Raw genomic sequence first — 19,090 nt, 5'->3', positions numbered from 1 at the left:
CCAGGCCGCGCTTAGATAACTTTGGCTTCGGTGCGCAGTTTCGCCACCAGGGTTGCCACGTCCGGCACCTTGATGCCGGCGGAGCGCTTGGCTGGCTCGACGACTTTCAGGGTTTTCAGACGCGGCGCCACGTCCACGCCCAGGTCTTCCGGCTTGACGGTATCCAGCGGCTTTTTCTTGGCCTTCATGATGTTCGGCAGCGTCACGTAGCGCGGCTCGTTCAGGCGCAGGTCGGTGGTGATGATGGCCGGCAGGGTCAGGGACAGGGTTTCCAGGCCGCCGTCCACTTCGCGCGTCACGGTGGCTTTGCCGTCTTCCAGCACGACTTTGGACGCGAAGGTCGCTTGCGGCCAGCCCAGCAGCGCAGCCAGCATCTGGCCGGTCTGGTTGGAGTCGTCGTCGATCGCCTGTTTGCCCAGGATGATCAGTTGCGGCTGTTCTTTGTCGGCCAGCGCTTTGAGCAGCTTGGCCACGGCCAGCGGTTCCAGTTCGGTCGCGGTTTCCACCAGGATGCCGCGGTCGGCGCCGATCGCCATACCGGTGCGCAGGGTTTCCTGGCACTGGGTCACGCCGCAGGACACAGCCACCACTTCGGTAACTTTACCGGCTTCCTTCAAACGGGTCGCCTCTTCCAGCGCGATCTCGTCGAATGGGTTCATCGACATTTTGACGTTGGCGATATCAACGCCCGTGCCGTCGGATTTGACGCGCACCTTGACGTTGTAGTCCACCACGCGTTTGACGGGTACCAAGACTTTCATAGCTGTGCCTTTGGAAAAATGAATATGTGAAAAGTGGGCTAGATTATAAGAGCAATTTTAGAGTCGCACCAAATTAAAGCACGATCGTGCGATTTTTTGTTAGTACGAAGCTTCTAAAATTAGCGCAAACTGGCTTAAGGCTGGTTGAAGATGGATTGTAAGACTGGGTAGAACAGGCGGACATGACGGGGCAACCACAGCGCCCCGCCCTGCGGAAAGACTTATTTGCGCTGCATCAGGAAGGTGAACTCGGTGCCGTTTTGCACATGCGACAGCAAGGCATTGCCGGTTTGCTTGGCAAAGGCCTGGAAGTCGCGCACGGAACCGGGGTCGGTGGCCATGATCCTCAGCACCTGGCCGCTTTCCAGCTCGGCCAATGCTTTCTTCGCCTTCAGAATCGGCAGCGGGCAGTTCAGGCCGCGGGCGTCGAGTTCTTTATGCACTTCCATGATCGCGGTGTCTACTAGTGTGTCGCTCATCAATATCTCGCAAAATGTGTACTGATTTCCGACATACTACTCCAAAACATCTGGCGTGACGCACTGCACCAAAATAGTTCTTTCACCGTTGCGACTTCACAACGAGAGATTCGAGTCGGAAAGGGCCGCCCCTAGGGCGCGGCCCGCATTTTACACTCTTATACGCGCTGTTCAACCCATGCTGCAACGCCCGCCAGCGCCTCTGGCAGCGGGCCCGCATTTGGTGCACCGGCCTGCGCCATATCGGGGCGGCCACCGCCTTTGCCGCCAAGTTGCTGTGCAACAAAGTTGACCAGTTCGCCGGCCTTGACCTTGCCGATGGCGTCGGCCGTGACGCCCGCGATCAGGCTCACCTTGCCGTCGTTGACCGAGGCCAGCACGATGGCAGCGGTCTTCAGCTTGTCCTTCAGCTTGTCCATGGTTTCGCGCAGCGCGGTAACGTCGGCGCCTTCCATGGTCGCGGCCAGCACCTTGATGCCCTTGATGTCGACAGCCTGGGTAGCCAGTTCGTCGCCCTGGCCCGAAGCCAGCTTGGATTTCAGGGCCGCCAGTTCTTTTTCCAGCGACTTGACCTGGTCCTGCACGGCGCCGATCTTGGCGGTCAGCTCTTCCGGATTGGATTTCAGCGCGGCGGCAGCTTCGTTCAGCTTGCGCCCCATCGACTGCACCAGCGCCAGCGCGCCCTCGCCCGTCACCGCTTCCACGCGGCGGATACCGGCAGCGACGCCGCCTTCCGAGATGATCTTGAACAGGCCGATATCGCCGGTGCGGTGCACGTGCACGCCGCCGCACAGCTCTTTGGACGAACCGATGTCCATCACGCGCACTTCATCGCCATACTTCTCGCCGAACAGGGCCATCGCGCCATGCTTGACGGCGTCGTCGAAGGACATATTGTGCGACTGGGTGGCGGCGTTGGCCAGGATCTCGGCGTTGACGATGGCTTCCACCTTGGCGATTTCCTCGGCGGTCATCGGCGCGTTGTGGGAGAAGTCGAAACGCGCCTTGTCCGGATCGACCAGCGAGCCTTTCTGCGCCACGTGGGAACCCAGCACTTCGCGCAGGGCTTTGTGCATCAAGTGGGTGGCCGAGTGGTTGCGGATGGTGCGGCCGCGCAGATGCTGGTCCACTTCCGCGCCCACGGCGTCGCCCACTTTCAGCGCGCCGGAAGCCAGCACGCCATGGTGGCCAAAGACGTCAGCCTGGATTTTCAGGGTGTCTTCCACTTCGAACTTGGCGCCGGCGGACTGGATCAGACCCTGGTCGCCCACCTGGCCGCCGGATTCGGCGTAGAACGGGGTGGTGTCCAGCACCACGATGCCCTGCTCGCCCGCTTTCAGTTCCTGCACCGGCGCGCCATTGGCGTACAGGGCGATCACTTTGGCGTTGTGCTGCAGCTGGTCGTAGCCGACGAACTTGTTCTTCTCGCCGCTATATTCCACGTTGGCGGCCATCTTGAACTTGCCGGCGGCGCGCGCCACCTTCTTCTGGTTTTCCATGGCGGCGGTGAAGCCCGCCTCGTCCAGCACCACATCGCGCTCGCGGCAGATGTCGGCGGTCAGGTCGAGCGGGAAGCCGTAAGTGTCGTACAGGGTGAAGGCGGTGGCGCCGTCCAGGTTCTTCGGATCTTTCGCCAGCTGCGCTTCCAGGATCTTCATGCCGTTTTCCAGCGTTTCGCCGAAACGCTCTTCCTCGGCCTTCAGCACCTGGGCCACGCGGTCCTTGGCTTCAGCCAGTTCCGGGTAAGCCTGGCCCATCTCGATGTTCAGGTCTTGCACCAGCTTGTAGAAGAATGGCTTGGCCTGGCCCAGCTTGTGGCCGTGGCGCAGCGCGCGGCGGATGATGCGGCGCAGGACGTAGCCGTGGCCTTCCGAGCTTGGGATCACGCCGTCGACAATCAGGAAGGAAGCGGCGCGGATATGGTCGGCGATCACGCGCAGCGATTTGCTTTCCAGGTCGGTGGCGCCGGTTTCGCGCGCGGCGGCCTTGATCAGGTTCTGGAACAGATCGATTTCATAGTTGCTGTGCACGTGCTGCAGCACGGCGGCCAGGCGCTCCATGCCCATGCCGGTATCGACGCAAGGCTTGGGCAGCTTGGTCATATTGCCCTGTTCATCGCGGTTGAACTGCATGAACACCAGGTTCCAGATTTCGATGAAGCGGTCGCCGTCTTCCTGGTCCGAGCCGGGAGGGCCGCCCCAGATGTCGGCGCCGTGGTCGTAGAAGACTTCGGTGCAAGGGCCGCATGGGCCGGTGTCGGCCATCTGCCAGAAGTTGTCGGAAGCGTAGCGCGCGCCCTTGTTGTCGCCAATACGGATGATGCGCTCTTTCGGCACGCCGATTTCGTTGGCCCAGATATCGTAAGCCTCGTCGTCTTCCATATAGACGGTGACGGTCAACTTCTCGGCCGGCAATTGGTAGACCTTGGTCAGCAGTTCCCAGGCGTACTGGATGGCGTCGCGCTTGAAGTAGTCGCCGAAGCTGAAGTTACCCAGCATTTCGAAGAAGGTGTGGTGGCGCGCGGTGTAGCCGACGTTTTCCAGGTCATTGTGCTTGCCGCCGGCGCGCACGCAGCGCTGCACGGTGGTCGCGCGCGAATACGGGCGCGTATCGAGGCCGAGGAACACGTCTTTGAACTGCACCATGCCGGAATTGGTCAGCAGCATGGTCGGGTCGTTGCCTGGCACCAGCGGGCTGGAACGGACGATCGTATGACCCTTGGATTCGAAGAATTTAAGGAACTTCTCGCGGATTTCAGATGATTTCATGTCGTATTGGCTTAAGTTGCAGGCTGGTGCAAAGGGTCGATTATACGTGATAGTCAGGGGCCGGCGGTGGGCGCCGGCCTCTAGCTATATTGGGACGGGATTCAGGCAAAAGAAGGGCCGATCAGGTCGATGCGGTCGGTGCAGAAGCCATCCACGCCCCAGCCGAAAATTTCGCGCGCGCGCTCCGCCTCGTTGACGGTATAGCAAAACAGGCCGAAACCGGCGGCCTTGATGGCCTGCGCCAGCGCCGGCGTCAGGTGCTTGTGGTTGGTGTGAATGGCGACGGCGCCCAGTTCGCGCGCCTGGACTTCCCAGTCGGCCGGAATGCAGTCCAGCAGATAGGCGCGCGGCAGCTCGGGCACGGCGTCGCGCGCCGCCGCCAGCGCCACCGCGCTGAATGAGGACAGCAGCGGCATGGCGGCCGGGTCGCCCGCCGCGATCTCGGCGCCGAAGCGGCCGCGCGTGGTCAGCGCCACCCAGCTGCCGGTTTCCTCCTCGAAGCCCGGCACCGGCTTGATCTCGATATTCATCCAGATGCGCTGCTCCTTGCAGTAATCGACGAATTCGAGGAAGAGCGGCACCGGCTCGCCGCGGAACTCCGGGCCGAACCAGCGGCCCGCATCCATCTTCGCCAGCGCGGCCGCGCTGGTTTCGGCCACCTGGCCCTGGCCCCAGACGGTGCGGCCGAAATCGGGATCGTGCATCACCACGCCGATGCCGTCCTGCGACAGCATCACATCGAACTCCACGGCGCGGAAGCCGTAGGCCAGGCCCGCGCGCAGGCCGGCCAGCGTATTCTCAGGCGCCAGCGTGCCACCACCACGGTGCGCGACTATTTTTGGGTAAGGCCACATAGGCAAACATCCTTGTTTTCAGCACTAAGGAATTAACCACCTTAGCACGGACTCGGTTGACATCAAGACGCTTGACACAATATTAAGGTGCATTCGTTGCAGCGGGGCCGCGCAACCGTTAAGCTAGCGCACCGGCGCAATCGCCTCCTATAGAGAAAGTCCATGCCCGCATCACTGACTCCCTCCCCTGCCGCCCAAGCCAAAGCGCTGGGGCATCTCCGCGTTCTGGACCTGAGCCGCGTGCTGGCCGGTCCCTGGTGTTCGCAAAACCTGGCCGATCTGGGCGCCGACGTGATCAAGGTCGAGCGCCCCGGCAGCGGCGACGACACGCGCGCCTGGGGTCCGCCCTACGCCAAGGACGCGCAAGGCAAGGACACCAGCGAAGCGGCCTACTATCTGGCGGCCAACCGCGGCAAACGCTCGATCACCGTCGACATCGCCAAGCCCGAGGGCCAGGCTCTGATCCGTGAACTGGCAAAACACGCCGACGTGGTGCTGGAAAACTACAAGGTCGGCCAGCTGAAACGCTATGGCCTCGATTACGAGTCGCTGAAAGCCGTGAAGCCGGACCTGGTGTATTGCTCGGTCACGGGCTTTGGCCAGGACGGCCCGTATGCGCACCGCGCCGGCTACGACTTCCTGATCCAGGGCATGGGCGGGCTGATGTCCGTCACCGGCGAGCGCGACGACCTGCCCGGCGGCGGCCCGCAAAAGGCCGGCGTCGCCCTGACCGACCTGATGACGGGCATGTACTCCACCATCGCCATCCTGGCCGCCCTCACCCACCGCGACCGCACGGGCGAAGGCCAATACATCGACATGGCCCTGCTCGACGTGCAGGTGGCGATGCTGGCGAATATGGGCAGTAATTATCTGAACAGCGGCAAGTCGCCCAAGCGCTGGGGCAATGCACATGCCAATATCGTGCCATACCAAACCTTCGCCTGCGCCGACGGCCACATCATCGTCGCCACCGGCAACGACGGCCAATACCAGAAATTCGTCGAAGTGGGCGGCCGCACCGAACTGGCGGGCGATCCGCGTTTTATGACCAACCCGCTGCGCGTGCAGAACCGCGACGTGCTGGTGCCGATCCTGGCCGAGATGGTCAAGAGCAAAACGCGCGACGAATGGATTAGCCAGCTCGAAGAAGTCGGCGTCCCCTGCGGTCCGATCAACGACCTGCACGACGTGTTCCAGAACCCGCAAGTGCAGGCGCGCGGCATCGTCACCGAAACCCCGCACCCCACGGCCGGCAAGGTCAAGCTCGTGCGCAGCCCGATGCGCATGTCCGCCACCCCCACCGACGGCGGCGCCGCCCCGCCGCTGCTGGGCCAGCACACCGAAGAAATCCTGCGCGACGTCCTCGGCCACAGTGCGCAGGACATCGCCGCCCTGCGCGCCAAAGGCATCCTCTAATCCTCGCCGCGTTTGATCTACATCAGCAAATGTCCCACCCTGGTGTCAGGCACCAGGGTGGGACATTGTTTGAGATAGATCAAGGAATGTCCGACCTTAGTGCCTGACACCAGGGTGGACATTGTTTGATTTGGCGCAAGTCTTTTGCGGACCGGGGCCTTAGTTCAGGCATTCGCGGAAGTAGCAGAGCTCGCCGTGCAGCTGGTTGACGGCGGATTTCAATTGGCCGGATACGGGCAGGCCGCTGCTGCAGACGGTTTTGGCGCGCTTGCCAAGGATTTCCATATCGCCCAGTATTCTTTGGATGCGCTCGCCGTCGCTGCCGGCCATCAGGCCGACCATGTTATCCGATTGCTTGTCCAGTTTTTGGATGCAGCTGCGCAGCTCGCCGGGTAGATTGCGCTCGGCCGAGCAGGCTTGCGCGGCTTGGCCAATGGCAAATTGCAGGCTGTTGAAACGGACGCGCATTTCGTTCTGTTGCAGCATGACGATTCTCCCTCTTCATCAAAGCAGCACGGGTTGTGCCGATATGACTATGACTTGTCGAGTTCGCCAGAGTTTCCGCCGGCCGCCACGCCGTTGAGCGGCCTCAAGCGCAGCAAGCGTTTTCGGGCGCGGCGTCGCGCCGGGGCGACATCGACTATCATCAAGGGCTTTTCATGCCACCAAAGGATTTCTCATGAGTACCAAGGACACGCGCAGCCAGAAGGAGAAGATGCTGGCCGGCGATCTGTATATCGCCGACGATCAGGAATTGAGCGCCGCCAGCCGCCGCGCCTTTTTGCTGATGCGCGAGTACGATGCGGCGTATGGCCGGGATCTGGACCAGGCGCAGCGCGTGCTGCATGAGATGCTGGGCAGTGTGGGCGAAGGCGTGAACATCAAGCCGCCCTTCATGATCGATTACGGTTTCAATATCAGCGTGGGCGCCAATACTTTCGCCAACTACGGCCTGGTGGCGCTGGACGTGGGCACCATCAGCATCGGCCGCGATGTGCAGATCGGCCCGAACGTGCAGTTACTGACGCCGACGCATCCGCTGGAACCGGAACTGCGCATGGCTAAATACGAGGCGGCCAAACCCATCGTGATCGAGGACAACGTTTGGCTCGGCGGCGGCGCCATCGTGCTGGCGGGCGTCACCATCGGCCAGAACAGCGTGATCGGCGCCGGCGCGGTCGTGACCAAAAACATTCCCGCCAACGTGGTCGCGGTCGGTAATCCAGCCCGCGTCATCCGCCAGATCGGGCCGCAGGATTGATGCGGCATGTGGGCTTATTCGGCCCGCATGCCACCGTACTGCCCTGCCTTCACGCCGATCAGTTCCAGATTCTGATAGCCGAGATACAGCGCACCCACCACAAACACGGTCAGCAAGCTGACCAGCAAATTGCCGCCCACATCCATCAATCAGCCCTTAAGGGTGCGCCGCTCGTTGAGCTTGTCTTCAATGCGATGAATTTGTTTGCTGATCTCAGCTGTACGCACGTCGGCCTCGGCATCGTGGAGATGCCTTTCCAGGAATTGCTGGGCAAAACGTGTTGCCAATATCTCGCCTTGCTCACGATAGGCAACCAGTTGCGCTTCCACTCCACATGCGGCGTGAAATATTTCAAGCTCATCCTGCGTAGGCGGCCGCCCATGCACTGAAACGAAGTTGTGCAGGAACTCGTTTTTCTGCCGCTTATATAGAAGCTAGGCAAAGGCCCCCGCCGCATCATACTTATCGTTGACTAGCAGCGAGAAAATTTCGCAGGACGGCAATGCGTTCATTACCGCTCCCTCTCATATAACTCCTGTACCGCTCGTTTAAAAGCTTCGTTAATGTCCTTCGTGGTGATCTTCACGCGGGAGGCAATTTCTATTCCCTCCTTCGACAGACCGGGATAATGCAAATTGCCATCGCGCAGAGATTGCACTACTGCCTCAACATCTTCAGCAGTCACTTTAATTGAGCTGCCCATATAGCCTCCACTGTTTGTTTACACAGTATAGGCAGACTACCTTCGCGCACAATTGATTTGGAAGTGCGCTTTGAGCTGGCGCAAGCTCAGGTCGTGGCGAGGCTGGGAGTAGCACCGCTGATGGGCAGAAGTTTGCGCAGACGCAGCGCGATCAGCAGCGCCAGCGCCAGGAAGATGGCGAGCAGCAGCACCACGCCGGTCCAGCCGCCACCCGACCAGGCCAGTCCGCACAACCAGCCGACCAGGCTGGAGCCGAGATAGTAGAAGAACAGGTACAGCGCCGAGGCCAACGCCTGCGGCGCGCGGGCGCGCCGGCCCACCCAGCTGCTGGCGATCGAGTGCGAGGCGAAGAAGCCGAAGGTGGCCAGGGCCATGCCGGCCACGACCAGCAGCAGATTATCGGCCAGCGTCAGCAGCAGACCCGCGCCCATCACCGTCATCACGATCCACAGCACGCCGCGTCGTCCCAGCTTGTCGGCCAGCTTGCCGGCCCAGACCGAGCTGAAAATGCCGATCAGGTAGAGGAAGGAAATCGCGCCCACCAGGCTTTGGCTCAGATGATAAGGCGCGGCCAGCAGGCGGTAGCCGATGTAGTTGTAGGCGCTGACGAAGCAGCCCATGAGCAGGAAAGCCAGCGCGAACAGCCAGGGCAGGCCATCGTCGCCCAGATGCTGGCGCAAGCCGCCGGCCAGGGCGGACCAGCCGCCCTGCACCGGTCGGAAATTGCGTGAGGCGGGCAGACTGCGCCAGAACTCGACCGCCGCCAGCAGGCCGGCGACGCCGACGGCGGCCAGCGCCAGCCGCCACGAGAAAAAGTCGCTGAGCACCGACGTCAGTACCCGCCCCACCATGCCGCCGAAGGCGCTGCCGCTGATATAGAGTCCCATCGACAGGCCGAGCGAGGCCGGTTCGATCTCTTCGCTCAGGTAGGCCATGGCGACGGCGGGCATGCCGCCCAGCGCGATGCCGAGCGCGGCGCGCATCAGCAGCAGCTGGGGGTAGTCCTGGGCGAAGGCGCACAGCAAGGTCATCAGCGCGGCGGTGGCCATGGCCGCCACCATCAGCGGCTTGCGGCCCAGGCGGTCGGACAGCACGCTCGATACCAGGAGCGATACGGCCAGCGCGCCGGTCGCCACCGACAGCGAGAGGCTGCTCTGGGCCGGCGTCAAGGCGAATTGCTGCGCCATCACCGGCATCAGCGGCTGCACGCAGTACAACAGCGCGAAACTGGAAAAGCCGCCGAAGAACAACGCGCGATTCGTGCGCTTGAACTCGCGACTCCCTGCGGCGATAGCGGTGCGGGACATGGAACGGCCTCCATCAAAAAGCATGCTTTTATCTTAGGATTGCGCACTATTACTGTCCAATATATATTTGAAGCATCATTAATACTTTAAAACGATTACCGAACCATGGAACTGCGCCACCTGCGCTACTTTGTCGCCGTCGCCGAAGAGCTGAGCTTCACGCGCGCGGCCGAACGCCTGCACATCGGCCAGCCGCCGCTGAGCCAGCAAATCCAGGCGCTGGAGGCGGAAGTCGGCGCGCGCCTGCTGGAACGCAGCAAGCGCTGGGTCAGGCTGACGGAAGCGGGCAAGCTGTTTCTGGCCGATGCGCGCCGCGTGCTGGCCTTGTCGCAACAGGCGGTGCTGACGGCGCAGCGCGCCGAGCGCGGCGAGGCGGGCGAGCTGCGCATCGGCTTCACCTTTTCCACGCCGTTCACGCCGCTGTTCGCGCGCGTCATCAATCTGTACCGCCAGCGCTTTCCGCAGGTGACCTTGACCTTGCGCGAGCTGGCCACCCTGCACCAGATCGACGCCATCGAGGCGCATGAGCTGGACCTGGGTTTCATCCGTCCGCCGGAAGTGCCGATCGGCGAAGGCATAGCCATCACCGAGCTGCGCCACGATCCGCTGGTGCTGGTGCTGCCCACCAGCTCTCCGCTGGCGCGCAAGAAGCGGGTCGCGATCAGCGAGCTGCAAGGCCTGCCCTTCGTGATGTATCCGAAGAACGCGGGGACGGGGATTTATCCGCAGATTTTCCGCCTGTGCCGCGCCGCCTGTTTCGTGCCGAAGATCGGCATGGAGGCGGGCGAAGCATCCACCATCATCGGCCTGGTGGCGGCCGGTTGCGGCGTGTCGGTGCTGCCGGACTCCTTCAACCGCATGCATATGGAGGGCGTGGTGTATCGTCCGATTGCCGATCCGGCGGCGACCACCGAACTATGGCTGGCGCAGCGGCGTACCGACCGCAGCCCTTTGGTGGCGGCTTTTATCGCGCTGGCGCGCGAAGCGGTCAATGAGTTGGATGAGATGGATGCGCTATCCCGCTCTCCGAAGAAAGCGGGACAGGCTGGCCGGACTTAGTCGTAGTCCGCTTCCAGTTCGGAGCCGGCGTAGTTTTCCAGGTCGGCGAACAGGGTTTTCATGGCCGTGCGGCCGGGGATTTTCTGCAGCACGGTGCAAGTGCGGCGATACAGGTCGATGCGGTCGAGCAGCACGGCGTGGTGCTGCACCGGCACCACGGCGGCCAGCGCCGCCCAGCCGGTTTCGAAGTCGGGCTTGTGCTTGCGCACGGCCTTCACGAAGCGCTCGAACTCCTTCTGGCCCGTGCGCGCCACCACCCGGCCGCCGCCTTCGACGGCGAAGATGATGGACAGCGCGATCACGCCTTCCGCATTCAAGTCGGCATCCTTGACCGGGCCTTCGCTGTTGTGGCGGCGCAGCCAGTTCGCCAGGCGCACCACGGCCTGCACTTGCTGGCGCTGTTTCAACTGCGTCTGGAACTTGTCCGGGCCGTTCCAATTCTGGTTCGGATCGGTGAAGCAGATGTCGAAGAACAGGTCGCGCAGGCGGCGCTGGGCATACACCGGGTCCTGGTCGTACTCGCCCACCAGCGTGTCTTCCGGCATCTGCGAGAGCTCCTTCAACTGGCGGAAGCCCGCCTGGAAGGCCGCTTCGGCGCCGTTATCGACCAGGAAGTCGAGCGCCGCCTGGTCGCTGTCCACCGCCAGCAGCTGCTCCAGGCCCAGCGAGACGCCGCCCACCGTCAGGTTGAGCGCCTTCTGGATGCCTTCGGCCGTGCGGTTGTTAGTGAACTTCTCGGCCACCATGGCCGTGATGCCGGTCAGCTCGTCGGCCAGCATCACCGCCGCGTCCGGGCGTTCGTCGCCCGGCAGCAGCTTGATGGCGCGCGTCAGGCGCGGCAGGCTTTCCTGTACGAGTGCGGGCAGCATCAGTTGAAGATCCCCGTGCCCATGCTGCGGCGCGAGCCTGCCTTGGCCGCCGTGCTGCGGGTGCTCGGCACCTGTTTGCGCAGACGGTACAGCAGCTCCTTGGTGGAGCGCTGCAGGAAGGACGGTTCGTCATCCGGGTCGTCGCTGAATTCGGCATCGGCCAGGTCGGCGCTGTGGCGGAAGTCCGGGAACAGTTCGAACAGGGCGCGGTCCCAGCCATCTTCGCTGGCCTTGGCCAAGGCCAGCGCCAGCGGCACCACATCGTTGTCGGAGGTGGTCTGGCCGGTGATGTACGGGCCTTTGGAGATGATCTCGCCGGCCAGTTCCAGCACCTCTTTCGGCGCCATCGAGAACAGGATGGCGAAGGCGGTGCAGCCCCAGTCGGTGGCCGATGCTTCCTGCAGCAGCTCATTGCGGCGTTCCTCGTCCTCGGTGCCGAAGACCACGCCGTGGATATGGGCGAACAGCGATTCGGCGATGCGCTCGGGATCGTCCTCGATCAGATCGTCCGGCCAGGTCGCGGCCAGATAGGCCAGGCTCTGCGCCCAGGCCTTGGGCGGCACCAGCAGGGTCGCCAGCGACAGCTTGCCGCCGTCGAAGCCGGCCATATGCAGCGCCGTCACATGCGGCGGAATATTGTTGAGCACTTCCACCACGGCCAGGTCGCCGTGCTGTTCGGCCGCTTCGGCAAAAGCCTGCTCGGCGTGGCTCAGGGAGCCGGCCAGCACCAGTTCCGTCACCTGCTTGCTGATGGCTGGCAGATTGCTGTTATCGGACATCACTGCTCTCCTTCCTGATCGAACATCTGGGCGAAATCGTCGCTCACCGCGTCGTCGTCATCATCGCCATCGTCGCCGTCATCGCCCTCGGCCAGCTGGTCGAGCGACACATCGTCTTCCGACCACAGGCGCGGGTGCTTGTGCAGGAAGGCGGTAATGATGGCCTGGCGTCCCAGGTCGGGGTAGTTCTCTTCCAGCGCGGCATACATCTTTTCCGCCTCGCTGGAGCAGGAGGCGGCGGCGAACACGCGCGCCGCGTCGCCGTCTTCGAAATCGCCGGCTTCTTCCAGAATCGTTTGCCGGTCGTGGAACTCGATATGGTCCACCAGGGCGAAGGCCATCATGTTCAGGTCTTCGATGCCGGCGCCGCTCGCGTATTCAGACACCAAGGCCTGGATCATGTTCTGGTAATTCTTGCGGTCGGGCGGATCGCCCAAAATGCCTTCGATCTGGCCGCCCAATTCGCGCGACTGATAGGCGAATTCAGGGTGTACTCTACTCATTGCTTATTTTCTTTCAGGATGATGTTGTGTGGCGCGGCTTCAGGCGGCGGGCAGGCCCACGCCGTGCAGGCTGAAGACCGAGCGCCACAGCTGATACGCCTCCGCCTCCGGATCGATGACGATGCGGTGGTTCAGGCTCTGGTTGTACTCTTCGCGCTTGACGGGGTCGGACAGCACCTCGTAGGCCTTCACGATGGCCTTGAAGCGGGCGTCCGCGCCGGGCGCCTGGTTGCGGTCCGGGTGGAAACGCATGGCCAGCGACCGGTAAACCTTCTTGATTTCCTCGTCCGAAGCATTGGGCGCGACACCGAGCACATTATATAAATTATCCATAAGGAAACTCCGGGGCCGATTGCCGATAATGTGTAAAGACGAATTATCCTATAGAAAAGCATATGCCGTCCCGCTGGATGGTCGCGCGGTACGGTAAAATGCACGATATTCGACTCTTTTCCCGTCCTTTTTACATGAGCAACGACAAAAACAGCGCTGCACCCGTACCGGCATCGAATTTCCTGCGTAACATCGTGGAGGCCGACCTGGCCGCCGGCACCCATCAGCGCGATGGCCTGCCGCCGGTCATCACCCGCTTCCCGCCCGAGCCCAACGGCTACCTGCACATCGGCCACGCCAAATCCATCTGCGTCAACTTCGGCATAGCGCGCGATTACCAGGGCCGCTGCCACCTGCGTTTCGACGACACCAATCCGACCAAGGAAGAACAGGAATACGTCGACACCATCATCGACAGCGTGCAATGGCTGGGCTTCAGCTGGACGCAGCCGGGCGACCAGGGCGACCAGGAATACCTGCACTACGCCAGCGACTACTTCGACCAGCTGTATGCGATGGCCGAGTATCTGATCACGGCTGGTTACGCCTATGTGGACAGCCAAAGTCCAGAAGAGATGGCGGCCAACCGCGGCAACTTCGGCGCCGTCGGCAAGAATTCGCCCTTCCGCAACCGTCCGCGCGAGGAATCGCTGCAGATGTTCCGCGACATGAAGGCCGGCAAGTACAAGGACGGCGAACATATCCTGCGCGCCAAGATCAGCGAAGACGCCATGGCTTCGCCGAATATGAATATGCGTGATCCGGCCATCTACCGCATCCGCCACGCGCACCACCACCGTACGGGCGACGCCTGGTGCATCTATCCGATGTACGACTACACGCACCCGATTTCGGACGCGCTGGAAAACATCTCGCACTCCATCTGCACCCTGGAATTCCAGGACCACCGCCCCTTCTACGACTGGCTGCTGGAAACGCTGTCGGCCGGCGGCTTCTTCAAGCAACCGGTGCCGAAGCAGTATGAATTCGCGCGCCTGAACCTGACCTATGTCGTCACCTCCAAGCGCAAGCTGCGCCAGCTGGTGGACGAGAAGATCGTGACCGGCTGGGACGATCCGCGCATGCCGACCATCGTCGGCCTGCGCCGCCGCGGTTACACGCCGGAAGCGATCCAGCTGTTCTGCGAGCGCATCGGCGTCAGCAAGTCCGACGGCTGGATCGATTACGGCGTGCTGGAAGGCGCGGTGCGCGAAGACCTCGATCCGAAAGCGCCGCGCGGCATCGCCGTGCTGCGTCCGCTCAAGCTCATCATCGACAACTTCGACGCCAGCGCCAGCGTGGAATGCTCCTCGCCCGTGCACCCGCACCATCCGGAACTGGGCAACCGCACGTTCCCGATCACGCGCGAAGTGTGGATCGAGGAAGAGGATTTCATGGAAGTGCCGAGCAAGGGCTTCTTCCGCCTGTACCCGCCGCAGGGCGAACAGCCGGGCAGCAAGGTGCGCCTGAAGTACGGCTATGTGGTGGAGTGCACCGGTTTCGACAAGGACGCAAACGGCAAGGTCGTCGCGGTGCACTGCAACTACTTCCCGGATTCCAAATCGGGCACGGACGGCGCCAATAACTACAAGGTGAAAGGCAATATCCACTGGGTCAGCGTGGCTGCCGCGCTGCAGGCCGAAGTGCGCCTGTACGACCGCCTGTTCACCGAAGCGCAGCCCGATGCCGGCGGCAAGGACTTCATGGCGGCGCTCAATCCGAATGCGCTGGAAACCGTGACGGCTTATTTGGAACCGGGCATGAAGGACGCCGTGGCCGACCAGCGCTTCCAGTTCGAACGCCATGGCTACTTCGTGGCCGACCGCATCGATTCCCAGCCAGGCAAGCCGGTATTCAACCGCATCGTCACGCTGAAGGACAGCTGGGGTTCGGCCAAATAAAGTATTGCCTTTTCAAATGAAACCGCCTTCGGGCGGTTTTTTTTCATCAAAAACAAATCTAATGTTTGAGGTTTATCAAGAGAACAAATACACTACATCCTATAGGGCGTTGCCTTATTTGAAATATTCGAAATTATTAAACATTTTCGCTTGAAAGTTGCCGCGCCCACGGTATGCGTCTTTTCCAAAAACAGCGACAACCCTCTACCCTGCGCAATCCAAAAGCCTGGGGCGGCGTCCTGTTGTCCCTGGGTGTCGGCGCCCTGCTGTACTTCGTCGCCTACACCTCCACCGAGAGCGAGGCGCGGGAACGCTTTGCCATCCAGGCCGGCAATACCCAATACAATATCGTGGCCGGCATCAAGGCTTATACCGATGTGCTGCGCAGCGCCGCCAGCTTCTTCCAGGCCGTGGACGAAGTCTCGCCGGAAAACTTCCGCCGCTATGTGTCCGGCCTGGACCTGGCTGAACACTTCCCCGCCATTGCCAGCATCAATTTCGCCCGCCATCTGAAGGCCGAACAGCGTCCGCTCTTTGAACAGAGCATGCGGCATTGGGGGCAAGGCGAAGGCTATCCCAACTTCCGCCTGCAACCGCCGGGACTGCGCTCGGAATACGCGGTGCTGACCCTGCTCGAACCGATGACCGACAACCACACCAAGTACGGCATGGATATCGCCATCCGGCCGCAGGTGGCGCAGGCCCTGGCGCAGTCGCGCGACAGCGGTGAATTGAGCAGCTCCGGCCAGCCGGTGGGCCTGACCGAACCCGGCCAGTCGGGCATGGGGCTGCGCCTGCCGGTATACCGCAAGGGCCTGCCCGCTTTCAGCGTGGCGGAAAGGCGGGCCGCGTATATGGGTTCGGTCGGCATCGGCTTCAGCATCCAGCGCCTGATGCAGGGCGCGCTGGCCGACACGTCGCTGCAGCAGATGCGCGTGACCCTGTACAACGGCATCGCCAAGCCGGGCGCGCCGCCGCCGCTGCTGCTGTTCGACAGCGAGTCCGGCATGGCGCAGGGACCGAAGGAAGCGAGCTTCGAACTGGACTTGCCGGTGAACTTCAACGGCCATTTGTGGAACGCGCATTTCAGCATGCCGGAACGCGCGCTGTACTCGCGCTTCGACGTGTATCTGCCTTGGCTGGCGGGCGCGCTGAGCGGCACCGCCTGCCTGCTGCTGTATGCCTTGTTCCATACCTTGAGTTCTTCGCGCCAGCGCGCGATCAAGATGGCGCGCGCCATGACGCGCGAGCTGCGCGACTCGCAGGCCAAGCTGCAGCTGTCGCACCAGAAGCTGCGCCGTCTGGCGGCCCACTCCGACAAGATCAAGGAGGAAGAGCGCAAGCGCATCGCGCGCGAGATCCACGACGATCTGGGCCAGAATCTGCTGGTGCTGCGCATCGAAGCCGATATGCTGGCTTCGCGCACGCAGGGACGCCATCCGCGCCTGCACGCGCGCGCCAGCGCCACCCTGCGCCAGATCGACAACACCATCGGCAGCGTGCGCCACATCATCAACGACCTGCGCCCGCATGTGCTGGACCTTGGTTTGAGCGCGGCCGTGGAATGGCAGATCGGCCAGTTCCGCCAGCGCTCCGGCATCGGCTGCGAGCTGGTGGAAGACGGCAGCGACAAGGACATCGACGACCATTGCGCCACCGCGTATTTCCGGATTCTGCAGGAATCGCTCAGCAATATCAGCCAGCACGCCAAGGCCAGCCAGGTGCGCGTCGAGCTGCGCCACCAAAGCGGCATGCTGCGCATGACCATCAGCGACAACGGCGTGGGCATCCGCGCCAGCAGCCGCAACAAATCGGGCTCCTTCGGCCTGGTGGGCATCGAGGAGCGCGTCAATCTGCTCGGGGGGCAATGTTCCATCATCGGCATTCCCGATGCGGGCACGACCGTGACCGTGATGGTGCCCTTGCACGCGTCCATCGCCGCCGCGCATGCCGCCGCCACGCTTCCAGCCTAGGCCATGACCGGAAAATTCACGTGCGATTTTAGGAATTTGCTTCAAAAAAGCTTGATGAAAATCAAGATTGCCGGACATCACGTCGGCAAGAATGTGCTTGCACCACGCAGTTTTTTCTTTCTCACCAGCCACTATCACTGAAAGGAACTACCAATGAACGCAACCGACTTCAAGGCTATCGCTGAACTGGATCTGGACCCGATCAAGGTCAAGCTGATGCACGTCGAATCCGGGGAGGGCTGGAGCCTGGAGCGCGCCAATGCGGTGGAATTCGAATACCGCCGTTTTCTGTACCTGATGAAGAAGTTTCCCCAAGAACAAACCGCGCCGCTGATGGATGTGGATATTTTCTGGCACTACCATATTCTCGACACCATGAAATACGCCGTCGATTGCCAGGCCGTGTTCGGTTACTTCCTGCACCATTTCCCTTACATCGGCCTGCGTGGCGAGGACGATGAAGTGGCCCACGCCCGCGTCGGCCAGCGCATGAAAGAGCTGTACGAAGAAACCTTCAACGAACCGTATGCGCGCAGCCAGGCCGCCTGGTCGGGCGCCGCCGTGCAGCAGGGCGAGCAGACCGCCTGGTCCGGCGCCGCGGTGGAAGCGAAAACCGCCTGGTCCGGCGCCGCGGTGCAGGCGCAAACGGCCTGGTCCGGTGCAGCGGTGCAAGCACAGACCGCCTGGTCCGGCGCCGCCGTGCAAAAAGAGACGCAACCAGCACAGACGGCCTGGTCGGGCGCGACGGTGCAGAAAGCAACGCCGCAAGCACAAACGGCCTGGTCCGGTGCGGCGGTGCAGGCGCAGACCGCCTGGTCCGGTGCAGCGGTACAGGCGCAAACGGCTTGGTCCGGCGCCGCCGTGCAGGCGGGCGCGGCCGAAGCCCAAACCGCCTGGTCGGGTGCGGCAGTGCAACAGGGCGCAGCCCCGGCCCAGACCGCCTGGTCGGGTGCGGCCGTGAGCCAGCCCACCAGCTTCTACACCAGCCGCCCTGCCCTGCCCCAGCAAGCCTGATCCGGCTTGAGTCCCCTCCCGCCTCCGGCGCCAAAAAACAGGCGCCGGAGGCGCGTGTCGCAGTTGCGCTACAGCATCAGATTTTTCGAAATCCCGGCTTGTATTCCGCAACATCCTGCTTATACTGAGCTTCGTTGATGACGTTTTTGTTGCCCCGCATCAATTCATCGTTCCCAATATCCCGAACGTGCTCGACGCCCAGCCAGATAACAGCAGGCCACGGACGGCGTCCCTTTCTCCTCCATTCATACAAAGGGATTTATCATGATTTCAGCAGAAAGCTTCAAAGCCATCGCCGACCTCGACCTCGAACCTATCAAAGTAAAAATCATGCACGAGGAATCGGGCGAAGGCTGGTCGCTGCAGCAAGCCAATGCCGTGGAGTTCGAATACCGCCGCTTCTTGTACCTGATGAAAACCTTCCCGCATGAGCAGACCGCGCCGCTCAAGGATGTCGATACCTTCTGGCATTACCATATTCTCGACACCATGAAATACGCCATCGATTGCGACGCCGTATTTGGTTACTTCCTGCACCACTTCCCGTATATCGGCCTGCGCGGCGAAGACGACCTGGAAGCCCACCACCGCGTCGGCGAGCGCATGAAGGAATTGTATGAAAGCACTTTCGGCGAAAGCTATCTGCGGGCAGAACAGGCGTATTCCGGTGTGCCGTCCCAGCAAGCCTCGGCCTATTCCGGCGTGCCGACTGTGGCTTACTCCGGGGTCCCCGCCGCCGCCGCGAAAACCGCGTACTCGGGCGTTCCCTCGGTAGCCTATTCCGGCGTGCCGGCGGCGCAGGCGCAAACGGCTTACTCGGGGGTGCCGGCCCAACGTGCTGAAACGGCTTACTCCGGCGTGCCGGCAGCCCAGATGCAGACGGCTTACTCCGGTGTACCGGCGGCACAGGCCAAGACGGCGTATTCCGGCGTGCCTTCGGTGGCCTACTCCGGCGTGCCCAGCAGCCAGGCCAAGCAAGCGTATTCGGGCGTGCCTGCCGTGAAAACCGATGCCTTCTACGCGCAGCGCCCGCGCCTGGCTTAAACCCTAAACGCAGGGAACAAAAAACAACGGCCGCCTCCTGTTGCCAGGAGCGGCCGTTTTGCA

The 19,090-nt window shown here is 62.3% G+C and carries 20 protein-coding genes; 7 read left to right on the top strand and 13 right to left on the bottom strand.

Translation table 11 applies throughout. From position 1 onward, the window contains the following. Nucleotides 1-11: 11 nt before the first annotated feature. The 4 genes from FHS03_RS12275 to ugpQ all read right to left on the bottom strand — a co-directional run bounded on the left by FHS03_RS12275 (nt 12) and on the right by ugpQ (nt 4,862). Nucleotides 12-761, bottom strand: coding sequence for an electron transfer flavoprotein subunit beta/FixA family protein (locus FHS03_RS12275; protein WP_183441267.1), 750 nt, complete (start codon nt 759-761; stop codon nt 12-14). Nucleotides 762-982: 221 nt separating this feature from the next. Then, nucleotides 983-1,210, bottom strand: a complete 228-nt coding sequence (locus FHS03_RS12270) for a sulfurtransferase TusA family protein (protein WP_183441469.1) — start codon at nt 1,208-1,210, stop codon at nt 983-985. A gap of 188 nt (nt 1,211-1,398) precedes the next feature. Then, complete coding sequence (gene alaS, locus FHS03_RS12265) at nt 1,399-4,008, bottom strand: alanine--tRNA ligase (RefSeq protein ID WP_183441266.1); 2,610 nt, start codon at nt 4,006-4,008, stop codon at nt 1,399-1,401. Between the two features lie 101 nt (nt 4,009-4,109). After that, complete coding sequence (ugpQ, locus tag FHS03_RS12260; protein ID WP_183441265.1) at nt 4,110-4,862, bottom strand: glycerophosphodiester phosphodiesterase; 753 nt, start codon at nt 4,860-4,862, stop codon at nt 4,110-4,112. Between the two features lie 162 nt (nt 4,863-5,024). Here ugpQ and FHS03_RS12255 point away from each other — a divergent pair, with 162 nt between their 5' ends. Beyond that, complete coding sequence (locus FHS03_RS12255; protein ID WP_183441264.1) at nt 5,025-6,281, top strand: CaiB/BaiF CoA transferase family protein; 1,257 nt, start codon at nt 5,025-5,027, stop codon at nt 6,279-6,281. Between the two features lie 159 nt (nt 6,282-6,440). Here the strand turns inward: FHS03_RS12255 and FHS03_RS12250 are convergent, their stop codons facing one another. Beyond that, nucleotides 6,441-6,767 (bottom strand): hypothetical protein, encoded by a 327-nt coding sequence (locus FHS03_RS12250; protein WP_183441263.1) that lies wholly within the window; start codon nt 6,765-6,767, stop codon nt 6,441-6,443. 193 nt (nt 6,768-6,960) lie between these two features. Here FHS03_RS12250 and FHS03_RS28400 point away from each other — a divergent pair, with 193 nt between their 5' ends. Continuing rightward, nucleotides 6,961-7,542, top strand: coding sequence for a sugar O-acetyltransferase (locus tag FHS03_RS28400; RefSeq protein ID WP_183441262.1), 582 nt, complete (start codon nt 6,961-6,963; stop codon nt 7,540-7,542). Between the two features lie 14 nt (nt 7,543-7,556). Here FHS03_RS28400 and FHS03_RS28395 read toward each other — a convergent pair whose 3' ends face one another. The 4 genes from FHS03_RS28395 to FHS03_RS12230 all read right to left on the bottom strand — a co-directional run bounded on the left by FHS03_RS28395 (nt 7,557) and on the right by FHS03_RS12230 (nt 9,552). Next, complete coding sequence (locus FHS03_RS28395) at nt 7,557-7,682, bottom strand: hypothetical protein (RefSeq protein ID WP_260109977.1); 126 nt, start codon at nt 7,680-7,682, stop codon at nt 7,557-7,559. A gap of 9 nt (nt 7,683-7,691) precedes the next feature. Further along, nucleotides 7,692-7,871, bottom strand: coding sequence for a hypothetical protein (locus FHS03_RS12240; RefSeq protein WP_183441261.1), 180 nt, complete (start codon nt 7,869-7,871; stop codon nt 7,692-7,694). Nucleotides 7,872-8,053: 182 nt separating this feature from the next. Beyond that, a complete protein-coding gene (locus tag FHS03_RS12235) occupies nt 8,054-8,245 on the bottom strand; it encodes a hypothetical protein (protein WP_183441260.1) in 192 nt (63 codons plus the stop codon). An 86-nt stretch (nt 8,246-8,331) separates the two neighbouring features. After that, nucleotides 8,332-9,552 (bottom strand): MFS transporter, encoded by a 1,221-nt coding sequence (locus FHS03_RS12230; protein WP_229426186.1) that lies wholly within the window; start codon nt 9,550-9,552, stop codon nt 8,332-8,334. A 105-nt stretch (nt 9,553-9,657) separates the two neighbouring features. Here FHS03_RS12230 and FHS03_RS12225 point away from each other — a divergent pair, with 105 nt between their 5' ends. Beyond that, nucleotides 9,658-10,611, top strand: coding sequence for a LysR family transcriptional regulator (locus FHS03_RS12225; RefSeq protein ID WP_183441257.1), 954 nt, complete (start codon nt 9,658-9,660; stop codon nt 10,609-10,611). On the opposite strand, the gene FHS03_RS12220 is transcribed toward FHS03_RS12225, so the two are convergent. The 4 genes from FHS03_RS12220 to FHS03_RS12205 are packed head-to-tail and all read right to left on the bottom strand — an operon-like array spanning nt 10,608 to nt 13,095. Next, nucleotides 10,608-11,480, bottom strand: a complete 873-nt coding sequence (locus tag FHS03_RS12220; RefSeq protein ID WP_183441256.1) for a hypothetical protein — start codon at nt 11,478-11,480, stop codon at nt 10,608-10,610. The two genes, FHS03_RS12225 and FHS03_RS12220, sit on opposite strands and share 4 nt — an antisense overlap. Further along, on the bottom strand, nt 11,480-12,259 hold the full coding sequence (locus FHS03_RS12215; protein ID WP_183441255.1) for a hypothetical protein: 780 nt from the start codon (nt 12,257-12,259) through the stop codon (nt 11,480-11,482). Before FHS03_RS12215 ends, FHS03_RS12220 begins: the two co-directional genes overlap by 1 nt. Beyond that, nucleotides 12,259-12,762, bottom strand: a complete 504-nt coding sequence (locus FHS03_RS12210) for a hypothetical protein (protein WP_183441254.1) — start codon at nt 12,760-12,762, stop codon at nt 12,259-12,261. Before FHS03_RS12210 ends, FHS03_RS12215 begins: the two co-directional genes overlap by 1 nt. Before the next feature lie 39 nt (nt 12,763-12,801). Further along, nucleotides 12,802-13,095, bottom strand: coding sequence for a DnaJ domain-containing protein (locus FHS03_RS12205; RefSeq protein WP_176348552.1), 294 nt, complete (start codon nt 13,093-13,095; stop codon nt 12,802-12,804). A gap of 134 nt (nt 13,096-13,229) precedes the next feature. Here FHS03_RS12205 and FHS03_RS12200 point away from each other — a divergent pair, with 134 nt between their 5' ends. The 4 genes from FHS03_RS12200 (at nt 13,230) to FHS03_RS12185 (ending at nt 19,027) form a co-directional block, all read left to right on the top strand. Next, a complete protein-coding gene (locus FHS03_RS12200; protein ID WP_183441252.1) occupies nt 13,230-14,996 on the top strand; it encodes a glutamine--tRNA ligase/YqeY domain fusion protein in 1,767 nt (588 codons plus the stop codon). Nucleotides 14,997-15,169: 173 nt separating this feature from the next. Further along, the gene (locus FHS03_RS12195) at nt 15,170-16,969 is read left to right on the top strand and encodes a CHASE domain-containing protein (RefSeq protein ID WP_183441250.1); all 1,800 of its coding nucleotides are present in this window, start codon (nt 15,170-15,172) and stop codon (nt 16,967-16,969) included. 153 nt (nt 16,970-17,122) lie between these two features. After that, the gene (locus FHS03_RS12190) at nt 17,123-17,983 is read left to right on the top strand and encodes a UCP032817 domain-containing protein (RefSeq protein WP_183441249.1); all 861 of its coding nucleotides are present in this window, start codon (nt 17,123-17,125) and stop codon (nt 17,981-17,983) included. A gap of 264 nt (nt 17,984-18,247) precedes the next feature. Continuing rightward, the gene (locus FHS03_RS12185; protein ID WP_183441248.1) at nt 18,248-19,027 is read left to right on the top strand and encodes a UCP032817 domain-containing protein; all 780 of its coding nucleotides are present in this window, start codon (nt 18,248-18,250) and stop codon (nt 19,025-19,027) included. Nucleotides 19,028-19,090 lie beyond the last annotated feature (63 nt).

The sequence above is a fragment of the Pseudoduganella violacea genome, from assembly GCF_014191875.1.
GTDB classification, from domain to species: domain Bacteria; phylum Pseudomonadota; class Gammaproteobacteria; order Burkholderiales; family Burkholderiaceae_D; genus Rugamonas; species Rugamonas violacea_A.
Note: the sequence above shows the minus strand (reverse complement) of the source record. Positions and strands in the feature narration are given on the sequence as shown.